Below are 13,262 nucleotides of genomic sequence, written 5' to 3'. Positions count from 1 at the left end.
ATTAATTTTTGGTTATTAAATTAGTTTTGGTAGTATCTATTTCTAATTTCTCTTCGTATTTTTCTCCTTGTGGAGCTTTGGCACCCGCCGGATTTGTTCCTTTTAGCGACATAATGTAATTGGTTACTTCACTGATCTTTTGAGAACTTAAATTCTTCTCCCAACTTACCATACCTTTTGCCGGTACACCATATTTTACCACTTTAAATACATCAACCACACTACCGCCATGTAACCAAAACTCATCTGTTAAATTAGGACCGACTAAACCTTGTCCTTTATCGCCGTGGCAGGCAATACAATTTGCGTCAAAAACACCTTTACCATTTACAATTTGTGCAGGATCAATTTTCACATTACTTTCATCAACCTTAGTAGCAGATTTTGCTAAAAATGCTTTTTGATCCTGATCAGCTTTGGTCATTTCGGTAACGTACTCCTCATCCTGTCTTTCTCCGTATTCACCTATGTGGTAATAGTACAAATAAGCCAAACCAAATATAACAGTACTAAAAAAAAGCACATTAAACCATGCAGGCACAGGATTACTAAGTTCTTTGATTCCGTCATAAGCATGCGGAATTTCAAGATTTTTCTCTTCTTCCATTGGTTTTAAACTCAAAAGCTTTGTCCAAATGTTAGGTGTTGATTTTTTACTTTTTAACCATTGGATATAATCTAACTGCACTGGTTTTTGATATTTAACATAAGGTTGAGGATTTTGCTGTTCTTTTAGCATCACCTTAAAAGCATTAAAAAGCGTTACCGAAACCACCAATAGAACAACTGCAAAAAAAAGCAAGGCGATAATGAGCATTTCTGTAGTACTTACACCAATGCTAGGTTCAGGAATAACAATTTTTGCAGGTGCCGGAGTGGTTTGGGCAAAGGCTCCACAACTCAAAAACAGGAGGCTAATTATTAATTTAATCTTCTTCATATCCATTAGATTGATTGTCTTCGAAAGGTAGCTTACTCATTACACTAATGTGGCTTTTGCTTAATTTATAGAGGTATAAACTAACTATTAAAAAGAAAACCATAAATATGATGAGTGATGTGATGAGGTAAAATTCGCCCCCGGCTAAATCTTTTATTTGCTTAAACATAACTATTGATTTGAAGGAATTGTCATTCGGTTTGCTTTGATATCTGTACCCATGCGTTGTAAATAAGCAATTAGGGCTATAATCTCTTTATCACTTTTTACGTTGATGTTATTTTGTTTCAAATCCTTTGCAATTTCATCAGCTTGGATTTTCAATTTATCATTTGCTTCAGAGGCAAAACCATCACGATAAGGCACACCTAAGGTTTGCATAGCTCTTATTTTTGCTGGAGTTGTAGACACATCTAACGTTTGCTGAATTAACCAAGGGTATGGTGGCATAATACTTCCTGGCGACATAGATGTTGGATCAACCATGTGGTTAAAATGCCAAGCATTTGAGTATTTGCCACCTATTCGGTGCAAATCTGGTCCGGTGCGTTTACTACCCCATAAAAATGGATGATCGTAAACAAATTCTCCAGCTTTGCTGTATTCACCATATCTTTCAGTTTCTGATCTAAATGGACGTATCGTTTGCGTATGGCAACCCACACAACCTTCTCTGATGTATAAATCTCTGCCCTGTAACTCTAAAGGAGAATACGGTTTTACAGCAGCAATAGTTGGGATATTGGATTCGATTGTGAAAGTTGGCATCATCTCTACCATACCACCAATCAAAATCACGATTAATGACAAAACCATAAATTTCATTGGTTTACGCTCCAATACTCGGTGCCATTTTTTATCATCAGGATCAGTAGATTCTACTGCTTTAGCTAAAGGCATTGCCTCAACGGTTTCGTCTACCAATTTAGCTTTTAACATTGTTTTACCTAGGTTAATTGCCATTACAATTACACCTGTTAGGTACATTGCACCACCAATACCGCGAATAATATGCATTGGAATAATCTGTAATGTTGTAGTTAAAAAGTTAGGATATTTCAACAAACCTTCGGCGGTAAATTCTTTCCACATTAAGCCTTGTGTAAAGCCAGCCCAATACATCGGTACAGCATAAAACAAAATCCCTAAAGTGCCAATCCAGAAGTGGAAAGAAGCCATTTTTTTAGAGTACAATTCTGTTTTATATAGTTTTGGCACCAAATAATACATGATCCCGAAAGTTAAAAATCCGTTCCACCCCAAAGCACCTACGTGTACGTGTGCTACAATCCAATCGGTAAAGTGTGCCACGGCATTAATTTGCTTAAGCGATAACATTGGTCCTTCGAAGGTTGCCATACCGTAAGCAGTAATGGCCACAACCATAAACTTCAAGGTTACATCTTCACGAACTTTATCCCATGCACCACGTAAGGTTAACAAACCGTTAATCATACCACCCCAACTTGGTGCAATAAGCATTATAGAAAAAGCTACACCTAAAGATTGTGCCCATCCTGGTAAGGAAGTGTACAACAAATGGTGTGGCCCAGCCCATATATAGATAAAAATTAGCGACCAGAAGTGTAAAATACTTAGTTTGTAAGAGTATACAGGGCGATTAGCCATTTTAGGCAGAAAGTAATACATCATTCCTAAATAGGGCGTGGTTAAGAAAAATGCTACTGCATTATGCCCATACCACCATTGCACCAAAGCATCTTGCACACCTGCAAAAACGTAGTAACTTTTTAAAAAAGAAATGGGTAATTGAAAAGAGTTTACGATGTGTAAAACCGCAATAGTTACAAACGTAGCAATGTAAAACCAAATGGCTACGTATAAATGGCGCTCTCTTCGTTTAAAGATGGTACCAAACATATTTACGCCAAACACTACCCAAATTAAGGTTATGGCAATATCTATTGGCCACTCTAATTCAGCATACTCATGCGATGAGGTAAAACCTAACGGAAGTGTAATTACTGCAGACACAATAATGAGTTGCCAACCCCAAAAATGGATTTTGCTTAAGGTATCGCTAAACATACGTGCTTTTAACAAGCGTTGAAGCGAGTAATAAACACCCATAAAAATGGCATTGCCTACAAAAGCAAAAATTACGGCATTGGTATGTAACGGCCTAATTCTGCCAAACGTGGTATACTGATTGCCCATATTCATTGCAGGTTGAAAGAGCTGCAAAGCGATGAGCAAGCCCACTGTCATGCCGATGATACCCCAAATAATGGTTGCAATACCAAAGTTGCGGACAATTTTGTTGTCGTAAGTAAATTTTTCTAACTGCATAAAATAGTTGTGATTTGTGATGAAACAAAGGTATTTGCTAAATGAAATTTGGGGGGTGATAGTGCTTAGTTGAAAATGTGATTTTAGTCACTATTGAGGGAGATTTGGAATTTTAAAATCCACCGTCATTCCCGCGTGGGTGGAAATCGTAATGTGCTAAATTTTATTTTGTATTGCATTATGATTGCTACTTGAGCTAGCAATGGAGGTAATTGCTTATTGGCGCTTTAACCTAAATAGTACCACAATCTTTTTGTTTTTAAACCCGGTTGTAGTGGAAATCTTTTTTACAAACCTCTTAGGTTTGTAAAAAAATTGGAACGGAAAACGGGGCTGAATTAACCTGTGAATTACGGCCTTTGCTTTTCAGAATTTTATATATTTCTTTTAAAAAAATCTTTTTCGAATTACGATTGCCATTAGAGCTGGCTACTGAAAATTGTCAACTGAAGAATCCTCATCCTCAAACAACACCCTTATCCCTGGCGTAACCACATCATCATGCTGGCCGTTTTTGAGCGACCAAATAAACGCTCCTAAAAAAATTAAAGCCATTAACACACTACAGCCTACCAAAAAATAAAGTATGTTCATAATAAGTTGTTTTTACGTGCAAAAAATCTAGTGGCTATGGTAGTAAAACTGATGATGGTGATGGTACTAATGGGCATCAGCACCGCTGCAACTAAAGGGTAAAGCGTACCTTGTACAGCATAATATAAACCCACACAATTGTAAGCTATTGCAATAGCAAAGCTGATTTTAATGATTTTTAACCCATCTTTACTGAGTTGATAAAAATTTGGAAGTAGCGGCAATGAACTGCCTTTTAAAATGGCATCGCAACCGGGTGTAAAATTGTTTACATTATCAGTAATTGCGATCCCAAAATCACTCTGTTTTAAAGCTCCCGCATCATTCAAACCATCGCCCAGCATCATTACTTTTTCTCCATTTCGTTGTTGCTGCGTTATGGCAGCTAACTTTTGTTGTGGGTTTTGCTCAAACTTAATATCCGCCAAAGGCGAAAAAAACGTTTTTAAGGCCTGTTCATCTTTATTGGTATCACCAGAAAGCACTTTTAGTTTAAAATGGTTGGCTAAGTCTGTTATCAGCTTTGCTAAATTAGGGCGCCACTGTTGGGCAATAACAAATGTTCCTTTGTATTGATCATCTATTGCAATGTGTACACCTGATTTTTCTTTAGAGTGGATAGCAAAAGGCAAAAGAGATTGATTGCCAGCATAAACCATTTGCTGATTAACAATTCCTTTAATTCCTTTACCTAAAACCTCTTTATATTGTGAAATGGGATAAAATTGATGACAGGATATACTTTTTAAAATCTGTCGGCTTAATGGATGTGAAGAATGGTTAAGCAACGAAACCAACACCTTTTTTTCTTCATCAGTAAGGTTGCCACTAAAACTGATAATTGCGTTTTCTGAAGTAGTTAAAGTTCCTGTTTTATCGAAAACGATTGAGTTACAACTGGCTAAATCTTCTACCGCATCTGTATTTTTTACATAAAACCCTTTTTTATCGAAAACTGCTAAAATAGCCGACAAAGTGAATGGCGTACTTAGGGCCAATACACATGGACAAGCCACAATAATTACTGCCGTAAATGCAGCCCAAGCTTTAGCCGAATTATCAAAGTAAAACCAGTAAGCCATTGCGCTAAAAGCAATTATAAATACAGCAATGCTGAAAAATTTAGCTACACTATCATTAAAATTTTGCTTGAATTTAGCTTTGTAATTTTCTTTGTTCCATAAACTTGTGAGGTAACTTTGCGAAGCAATTTTAACTACTTCAATTTCAATTCCTTCGCCCATTTGTTTACCACCAGCATAAATAATTTCGCCTAAAACCTTGTGTTGTGGTTCGGTTTCGCCAGTTACAAAACTCATGTCTAACCATGCATCTCCCTTCATTAAAATAGAATCTGCAGGTACCAATTCTCCGTTTCTAATCCATAACCTATCGCCAATGGCTAGTTCATTTATAGCTTTTGGTTTTTCTTTTCCATCCTGTAAAGTGGTAATGGCAATAGGGAAATAAGAACGGTAATCTCTATCAAAAGAAATATGATGATAGGTGCGTTGTTTAACCCATTTACCCATCAATAATAAAAAAACCAATCCGGTTAAGGTATCGGCAAAACCTACTCCATCATTAAAAATTACCGAATAAGTAGTTCGTAAAAACAAAACGGCAATAATTAAAGCTAAAGGTGTATCTAAATTTATATGCCTGTGTTTTAAGCTCGCATAGGCGGATAAAAAATAATCTTTGGCACAAAATAAAACCACTGGAATAGAAAAAGCCAGATTTAACCAAGCAAATAAAGCTTTAAACTGTGGTTCTAAATCAGACAATCCGAAATATTCTGGGAAGCTGAACAGCATCACATTGCCCATGCAAAAGCCAGCTACTGCTATTTTTAAAATCAGGCTTTTGTTTACAGCATTACTGTTTTCTTTAACAACATCTTGTAAATTAATGGCTGGTTCGTAGCCAATTTGCACTAAGGTTTCTACCAGTTTTCTCAAACTTATTTGTTGGTGTTTAAAACTAATGCTGACTTCCTTTTTAAGAAAATCGATACGAGAATTAAACATGGCTGCGTCTATTTTATAAAGATGTTCTAACAACCAAATACAAGAACTGCAATGAATTGCCGGAATGTAAAAAGTAACTATACTACTCTTTTCATCCTGATAGTTGAGCAGCTGTTTAATGATGCTTGGCTCATCTAAATATTCGAAATGTGTGTTGTGATCTAGTCGTTTACCAGGCGTATCATTGTATGCATAATAAGCACACATGTTATTGCTTGCCAAAATTTGATAAACGCCTTTACAACCAGCACAGCAAAAATGTTTGTCGTCAACAACCAAATTCAATGCACCAACTTCTTCGCCACAATGATAACATAAACTTGCTTCTATAATTTTTTGCTGTTGCATAATAATGTTTTAAACTGCGTTGCTAAACAAATTCGTTTGTGGATGGCTTTGCCATAAACGCTCGTCGAAAGCCATGCAAATATTCCTTAAAAACGATTTTCCTTTCGGTGTAATTTGCACTTCATTATGCGTAACTGTGATTAGAAAATCATAGATAAAAGGTGTCAATCTCTCTAAAATAGGTAAAGGAATTTCGGTCTTAAACTTGGTAAACCCTTTACACATGAGGTTTAAAATGTGTTTTCTGATATTCAGATCTTTATCAGTTAAAAGATGACCTTTTTCTATCGCAAAACAACCATTATTAATTTGCTCAAGATAACCTTCTACCGTTTTGCTGTTTTGGGCAAAAGCAGTTTGGCAATCGCTAATTGAAGAAACCCCTAAACCGATTAATATTTGGGTTGGCAAGTCTGTATAGCCCATAAAGTTGCGGTGTAATTGCTGGTTTTGACTTGCTTTATAAAGATTATCATGCTTAAGCGCAAAATGATCCATACCAATTTCTTCATAACCAGCTGCAATCAAAGCGTTTGTCCCTAATTGGAATAAGGAAAATTTTTCATTTCCTGTCGGGATGTCTTTTTCGTCGTAATGTCTTTGTCCGGGTTTAAGCCAAGGCACATGTGCATAACTGTAAAATGCAATACGTTCTGGCCGCATTTTAATCACTTCTTCAATGGTTTCAGTTAGCCCGTTAATGGTTTGTCCGGGTAAGCCGTAAATTAAATCGAAATTGATAGACACGTAACCTAACTTGCGAGCTTCGTTAGTTATGCTTTGTACCTGAGCAGGAGTTTGAAAGCGATTGATCATCATTTGTACTTTAGGATCAAAATCCTGGATCCCCAAACTTAAACGCGTAAAACCTAGTTCGCTTAGAGTTTTTAAATGATCTTGGGTGGTATTATCAGGGTGACCTTCAAATGAAAATGAAATATCATCAACTTTGTTGCCTTGTAAAATTACATTTAGTAAGCGCTGTAAATTAGCTGCGCTAAAAAAAGTTGGTGTACCACCGCCTAAATGTAATTCCTTAATTTTTGGCTTCTCGCCTAGTACTTCGCAGTACATTTCAAATTCTTTAATCAGCGCATCAATGTATGGGTTTTCTACTCCATGGTTTTTAGTGATACGTGTATTGCAGCCGCAATAAGTGCATAAGCTTTCGCAAAATGGCAAATGAATGTAAAGGCTAATTCCATCTGCGTTGTTTTCTGCATAAGTTTTTTGCAATGCGGTTAAATAACCATCAAGGGTAAATTTATCGATTTCCCAATACGGAACGGTTGGATAGCTGGTATATCTTGGTGCAGCAATGTTGTACTTTTTGAGTAACTCAGTGTTCATGGTGATTTTTATCGACAATAGGTTTAATGGCACAACTATTTTGGCAACAACAGGCATTGCCTACACATTTACCGGCTGCCCAATTATCAAGGTTTTTAATTACCTGATGCATGTTTTCTAAAGCTCCACCATCTTTAAATGGAATATTAGCAATTTTTAAACCTGCTTCTTTTGCTGCAAATAAATCGATGTGGCTATAATCAAATGAGGATGTTGCAATATATTTAACACCTAAAGCTTTTAAGCCTTTGATAATATCGGCACTTAAGGGATCTTGATTAAATATGATAAGTGCTTCTTTGCCAGAAGAAAAATTGAGTGTATCTAAAGTTAAGCTATTGGCTATAACCGTTATTTCATGCTTTTTGTAGTTGGCTAAAATAAGCCATTCTTTTTCTTTAGAATCGATGTTGTAGGCGATAGCTTTCATTAATGCATAGTTTATACTAAGCAAAACTATCAAAGTGCGAGCTGTTGTTGAGTGAGATTAGTTATGAGAAAAAGTGATCTTCGTCAGAAAAGGTGAAAAGGTAGAGGGTTGCAAGGAAGGAAGTAGGCTTTTAAAGAATAAGGAATTAAGCAGGAAAAATACACGTATTTTTAACTTGCCGTCATTTAGAGCCAGCGCAACAGCAAGAAATCTATTCATTTTACTTGAAAAAACTTTAATCCTGTAGACAAAAACCTAAAGATTTCTCGTTGGAAATGAGTTAATTTCGACATGACGTGAACCTAAAACTGTCAACTGATAACTGTTAACTTTTAACCGAAAACTGAAAACTGTTAACTGTCAACTGTCAACCGAAAACCGCCTACTGCTTCACATTTCTTAATTTTTCTATAGACAGAACTCTTATGGCATTTCCGTTTTTTTCGATGAGTTTTTCGTCTTTAAAATCGGCCAGCATTCTGCTTACTGTTTCGCTAGCTGTACCCACTAAAGCCGCCAGATCATCTCTCGATATTTTTAAAGTGCAAGTATCAGTATTGGGTTCACCAAATTTAGAGGCTACTTGCACCAAGGCATCTGCAACGCGTTTACGCACAGAAAAGTAAGCTAATCTTAGCATCTGCTCTTCCTTTTCTTGTACACTACCAGAAAGCATATCAATAAATGCATTGGCAATTTCTTGATGGTTGAGTAGAAAATCCATAAAATCAGCTTTGCTAATTAATGAAATTTCACTATCGCTTAATGTTGCAGCATTATCTGTGTAATTGCTTTCTTTGCATAAACTTTCATATCCAAAAAAGTCTCCATCTTTATACAAAGTAGATGATAATTCTCTACCATCCTTGGCTCTTTTATAAGTTTTAACTTGGCCTTTTTTAACGTAATATAAAAACAATGGGTCGTCGTTTTCTACATAAATAATCTGCTTATTGGCAAATGATCTAGATTTACCTTTAAGTTTTAGCGCTTCTAACAAACTGTCTCTGTCGCCACCAACAGTTTTAAATCCTGCAATTTTATTTTTCTTTTTTAACCTACTTTCAATGGCGTTAAACAATTCTACATCATCAAAAGGTTTGGTCAAATAGTCATCTGCACCCATTTCCATGCCTTTACGCATATCTGCACGTTCGGCTTTTGCGGTTAAAAATATAAAGGGAATATTTACGGTTTGCGGATTTTTTTGCAGTAAATACAATACACCATAACCATCCAATTCTGGCATCATTATGTCGCATAAAATGATATCTGGCAAATGTTTTACAGCAAGCTCTACTCCTATTTTTCCATTTTTTGCGGTAAAAGTTTCGTAACCTGCTAAATCTAATATCTCTGCTGTACCTTCTCTAATATCGTCGTTATCTTCTATTATTAATGCTTTCTTCATGATTAGAATTTAAAATGAAGTCTAAAAGTAGTTCCTACATTTTGTTCACTTGTGCACGTGCAACTACCGTTCATTAAACCCACGTATCGTCTCACAATATTTAAACCTAAGCCAGTTCCTGGTATATCGCCAGTATTATGAGCTCTAAAAAATGGCTCAAATAGATTATCCATCTCTGTGGCGGGTATGCCTATACCATTATCTTTCACATCAATAATTAATTCGTTTTCATTTACAATGCTGTTAAATTGGATCATTGTATCTTCTCCAGAGTATTTAATGGCGTTTGATATGAGATTGATGATACAGTTTTTTAGCAAATTCTGGTCTAAAAATACCTGACTAGTTGTACCTCGATGCTCGTAAACAATAAGCTGTTTTTGCTTAGTCATCAACTGCATTTCTTCTGCAATTTCTTCTGCAAAAGTAAAAATATCAAAGCTTTGTTGGTTAACCTCAACTTTACCGGCTTCCAGCTTCTCTAACGAGAGAAAATCATTTAAAATGGTAGTTAAATTATTTATCGCATTTTTAATTTTTGAAGTGTGTTTCTCTACACTTTCAGCATCTTGTTTTTCTACATATTTATTAATCAGCGAAGCTGATAACTGTATAGAACTCAAAGGGGTACGAAACTCATGTGAAGCCATTGATACGAAACGAGTTTTAAGTTGGTTAAGTTCCTTTTCCTTCTCAAAAAGCGCACTCACATGCTCTTTTGCCGTTTCTAATTCAGTAATAGATTTTATGAGCTCACGGGTACGCTCCTTTATTTTAACCTCTAGTTCTTCGGTGTAACTTTTAATTTTTACTTCATCTTCCTTTTGCCTACTCAAATCATGTATAAAACCAGTGTAAATTCGCCTGTCGCTAAATTTAATCTCGCTAACACCTAACCTAAAAGGAAATGTAGAACCATCTTTACGCTGTCCGGTTACCTCTCTACCAATGCCGATTATCTTTTTATGTCCTGTTTTTTCATAATTCGCAATGTAATTATCGTGCCTTTGTTTATCAGGCTCGGGCATTAAAACAGACACATTTTTTCCTAAAAGTTCTTCTCTTGTTTCAAAACCGAAAAGTTGCAATCCGGCCGGATTTATATTTTCAATTAATCCTCTATCGTCGATTGTAATAATTCCATCAATTGCATTTTCAATAATTGCAATTAATAACTTCTCTCTTTCCATATCTAAAGGTTCCATCCAAATATAGTTTAATTATAAGTTAAATGGACGTTTCTTTTAACCTCATTTCTGCTGCTAATAATGGTTGATGAAATTTATCTTTAAACAAACTACTTTGATTGGCAAACTCATTGATTAAATATTTATAGTAATCAATTCCATCTAACAATTGCGTTTTAAACTTTTGCAGTTGAACTTGTTTTTTAGCGCTAACTTCATCTAAAAACAATTTAATTTCTTCGTTAAAATAATTAATGTACAAATCTAGTTCTTTAATAAAAAAGTTTGGCCTTTTTACTTTTTCTAATAAATCTACTTTCCCATAAATATGGCCAACCATTTCATCCAAAGAATAAATTCTATTAAAATAAGCCAAATTCGGACCAGGGCAAATAGCAACCGCCTTACTTTCTTTAGGCTTTAAAACACCAATTTTTTGATAAGTAGAACTGCATAAACCTTCACACAAACACACTTTTTCGGTTATTCGCTCCAATTGCTTTTCATAAATGGTAATTGGTAGTTCTTTTGTTTTTAACTCCTTTATTTTTAATGCCTGATACTTTCTAGAAGCGGTACAAATTGGCTCAGTAGTAAATTCGGTGTTGGTGCATAAGTACTTTTTTGTGCATGGACTACCAGGATTACCTTTTTTGATGCGCTCTAAACGTTGCAAATCTATACCACTATTCTTAAAATTATTAAAAAGTACACCTAACGGAGACGAATTGCTCACATAAAATGAATCCTCATTTGCAGCCATTAGGCTCAGTAAAGTTTTTTCATCCACATTTGTGGCATCTGGTACTAATAAAAATGGACTACCCCAACCTATAGAATTTAGGCGATAATGTTTAAGTAAAAACTCATTTTCTAAAGCTGTGCCTACCCCTCCTTGCACACTTAATTTTTGTTCGGGTAAGTTAATTTTATCAAAACCTTTATCAAGCAATGCTGATGTGTAAATATCAAAAAGTTCGTTTGTCATTTGAACTTTCATCTGCTTAAATTCTTCTAAAATTGGACCTAACAAATATCCTGCAGTTGCAAAGGCATGGCCGCCACAATTTAAGCCACTTTCTACTCTAAATTCTGAAACCCAAATTCCTTTCTTCGCCAAAAATTTAGCTTGGATGTAGGCAGATCTAAAATCGCTTACTTTTAAAATAACCTTCTTAATAATTTCACCTTTTTCATTAGGAAAAAAGTCTTCAAATTGTTCTAGATAGCTATATAATCTTGCGTTCATTCCAGCCGATAAAACTAACGAAGAATTTAACCTGCTATTGGCAAATCCACGTAAAGCAGCCAAAGCATCGCTATCTTCATCGCCAGTAAAATTACTGCCATTTTTATGATTTACCCGATCTACTTTAGACATGATATTTACATCTATAGCGCCTTTAACCATCATATTTCGCAATAAATTTTCAAATATTTTTTTCCGTTGTCCTGTCGGATAATCCATCATTAAATCGTATCCCTGTTTCAATTGGCTATCTTCTGGCAACATTTCAAAATATCTGCAAAGCTCATTTCCAGTCGTAAATGGGAGTTTTTTTAGCTCACTAAAGTCATGATCTACCATTCGATCCAACATATTTAGGTAACAAGTAATCCTTCGAGCCCTACTGTCTTCATCCTTTTTTCCTATTGGGATGTATTCGATATCTTTGCTATGATAAGCTCTCATCCGCTCTATCAATTCATCATCAACAATAGAAACTACAGAAGATATGCCAAATTTGGCGACTTTTAAAGGAGTATCAATCGAGTAACCAAGACCTAATACCGGGATATGAAATTTATGTATCATTAGTTTTCTGAGTAAAAAAATATCTCAAATCTATTGTAAGTACAGTTTTCATAAACTTTATTTAATCATGTTAAAAAGTGATTTATATCACAATTAGAATAATTAGCTCTACTTTTTCTTATCAAATACTTTTTAAAGAAGAACTTATCAAGCATTTAAGTGTTTATTAGAAAAAAATTAAATATGAAATTAACTTTAGAATTAGCAGAAAAAATTGCTGCAGCGGCCATTAAAAAAGCTGCTGAAATTGGCGTACCAATGAATATTGCGATTGTAGATGAAGGCGCAAACTTAAAAAGTTTCCATAGAATGAATAATGCATGGTTAGGATCTGTGGATATATCTATTAAAAAAGCTAAAACAGCACGCTTTTTTGATATGAATACTGGTGAGATTGGTAAACTATCACAACCGGGACAACCTTTATTTGGTATAGAACACTCAAATGGCGGATTAATTTCTTTTCCAGGTGGTGTAGTTTTAAAAAGTGGTAATGAAATTATTGGTGCAATTGGTGTATCAGGTGGCTCAGTAGAGCAAGATCATGAAGTGGCATCAGCTGGTGCAGAAATTATCTAAACTAAAAAGCATATTTGATCTTTCCTTTTAACCCTACCCTATGAAAGTTTGGGTTAAAAGCACTACCTGTACTTTGAGGCTGTATCAGAATTGATTTTAAAAATTGATTGTCAAAATAATATTTCGTGAGGTCGTCATTCCCGTGAAAACGGGAATCGTAATGCTATAAAAGGTTAATTATTAACGCCCATTAGACGCATTACGATGCCCAGTCAAGCTGAGCATGACGAAACACCAAATTTAATTCTTTTTTAAAGTTTTGAATTT

General features: G+C 35.2%; 11 protein-coding genes. 1 reads left to right on the top strand and 10 read right to left on the bottom strand.

The window, feature by feature from the left end:
* Window position 1 precedes the first annotated feature (1 nt).
* From AC07XU_RS09880 to AC07XU_RS09835, 10 genes are all read right to left on the bottom strand, one after another.
* Window positions 2-940: a cbb3-type cytochrome c oxidase N-terminal domain-containing protein gene (locus AC07XU_RS09880; protein ID WP_494943481.1), complete on the bottom strand. Its 939-nt coding sequence runs from the start codon at window positions 938-940 to the stop codon at window positions 2-4.
* Window positions 927-1,109 carry a hypothetical protein gene (locus AC07XU_RS09875; protein WP_494943480.1) on the bottom strand — a complete coding sequence of 61 codons (183 nt, stop codon included), beginning with the start codon at window positions 1,107-1,109 and terminating at the stop codon, window positions 927-929. Before AC07XU_RS09875 ends, AC07XU_RS09880 begins: the two co-directional genes overlap by 14 nt.
* A 2-nt stretch (window positions 1,110-1,111) precedes the next feature.
* Entirely contained in the window at window positions 1,112-3,250 is a 2,139-nt protein-coding gene (gene ccoN / locus AC07XU_RS09870; RefSeq protein WP_494943479.1) for a cytochrome-c oxidase, cbb3-type subunit I, read from the bottom strand.
* Window positions 3,251-3,679: 429 nt separating this feature from the next.
* A complete protein-coding gene (gene ccoS, locus AC07XU_RS09865; protein WP_494943478.1) occupies window positions 3,680-3,844 on the bottom strand; it encodes a cbb3-type cytochrome oxidase assembly protein CcoS in 165 nt (54 codons plus the stop codon).
* Entirely contained in the window at window positions 3,841-6,222 is a 2,382-nt protein-coding gene (locus AC07XU_RS09860; protein ID WP_494943477.1) for a heavy metal translocating P-type ATPase, read from the bottom strand. Before AC07XU_RS09860 ends, ccoS begins: the two co-directional genes overlap by 4 nt.
* Before the next feature lie 9 nt (window positions 6,223-6,231).
* Window positions 6,232-7,572, bottom strand: coding sequence for an oxygen-independent coproporphyrinogen III oxidase (gene hemN / locus AC07XU_RS09855; protein WP_494943476.1), 1,341 nt, complete (start codon window positions 7,570-7,572; stop codon window positions 6,232-6,234).
* Window positions 7,562-8,002 (bottom strand): lactate dehydrogenase, encoded by a 441-nt coding sequence (locus AC07XU_RS09850; protein ID WP_494943475.1) that lies wholly within the window; start codon window positions 8,000-8,002, stop codon window positions 7,562-7,564. The genes hemN and AC07XU_RS09850 overlap by 11 nt, the downstream gene beginning before the upstream one ends.
* Window positions 8,003-8,384: 382 nt before the next feature.
* A complete protein-coding gene (locus AC07XU_RS09845) occupies window positions 8,385-9,413 on the bottom strand; it encodes a response regulator (RefSeq protein WP_494943474.1) in 1,029 nt (342 codons plus the stop codon).
* 2 nt (window positions 9,414-9,415) lie between these two features.
* Complete coding sequence (locus AC07XU_RS09840; protein WP_494943805.1) at window positions 9,416-10,603, bottom strand: PAS domain-containing sensor histidine kinase; 1,188 nt, start codon at window positions 10,601-10,603, stop codon at window positions 9,416-9,418.
* 37 nt (window positions 10,604-10,640) lie between these two features.
* Window positions 10,641-12,416 (bottom strand): hypothetical protein, encoded by a 1,776-nt coding sequence (locus AC07XU_RS09835; protein ID WP_494943473.1) that lies wholly within the window; start codon window positions 12,414-12,416, stop codon window positions 10,641-10,643.
* Window positions 12,417-12,599: 183 nt separating this feature from the next.
* Between AC07XU_RS09835 and AC07XU_RS09830 the strand changes: the two genes are divergently transcribed.
* Window positions 12,600-12,995, top strand: a complete 396-nt coding sequence (locus AC07XU_RS09830) for a GlcG/HbpS family heme-binding protein (protein ID WP_494943472.1) — start codon at window positions 12,600-12,602, stop codon at window positions 12,993-12,995.
* Window positions 12,996-13,262: the final 267 nt, after the last annotated feature.

This window comes from Pedobacter sp. GW456-11-11-14-TSB4, assembly GCF_059424425.1.
The sequence above is the reverse complement of the archived record's forward strand: the minus strand, read 5'-3'. Positions and strand labels throughout refer to the sequence as shown.

Excerpts from the sequence above, each read along its gene's own strand:
- AC07XU_RS09845 (WP_494943474.1), bottom strand. The coding sequence starts at position 9,413 with ATGAAGAAAGCATTAATAATAGAAGATAACGACGATATTAGAGAAGGT.
- AC07XU_RS09840 (WP_494943805.1), bottom strand. The coding sequence starts at position 10,603 with ATGGAAAGAGAGAAGTTATTAATTGCAATTATTGAAAATGCAATTGAT.
- AC07XU_RS09860 (WP_494943477.1), bottom strand. The coding sequence starts at position 6,222 with ATGCAACAGCAAAAAATTATAGAAGCAAGTTTATGTTATCATTGTGGC.
- AC07XU_RS09875 (WP_494943480.1), bottom strand. The coding sequence starts at position 1,109 with ATGTTTAAGCAAATAAAAGATTTAGCCGGGGGCGAATTTTACCTCATC.
- AC07XU_RS09850 (WP_494943475.1), bottom strand. The coding sequence starts at position 8,002 with ATGAAAGCTATCGCCTACAACATCGATTCTAAAGAAAAAGAATGGCTT.
- hemN (WP_494943476.1), bottom strand. The coding sequence starts at position 7,572 with ATGAACACTGAGTTACTCAAAAAGTACAACATTGCTGCACCAAGATAT.
- ccoS (WP_494943478.1), bottom strand. The coding sequence starts at position 3,844 with ATGAACATACTTTATTTTTTGGTAGGCTGTAGTGTGTTAATGGCTTTA.
- AC07XU_RS09835 (WP_494943473.1), bottom strand. The coding sequence starts at position 12,416 with ATGATACATAAATTTCATATCCCGGTATTAGGTCTTGGTTACTCGATT.
- ccoN (WP_494943479.1), bottom strand. The coding sequence starts at position 3,250 with ATGCAGTTAGAAAAATTTACTTACGACAACAAAATTGTCCGCAACTTT.
- AC07XU_RS09880 (WP_494943481.1), bottom strand. The coding sequence starts at position 940 with ATGAAGAAGATTAAATTAATAATTAGCCTCCTGTTTTTGAGTTGTGGA.
- AC07XU_RS09830 (WP_494943472.1), top strand. The coding sequence starts at position 12,600 with ATGAAATTAACTTTAGAATTAGCAGAAAAAATTGCTGCAGCGGCCATT.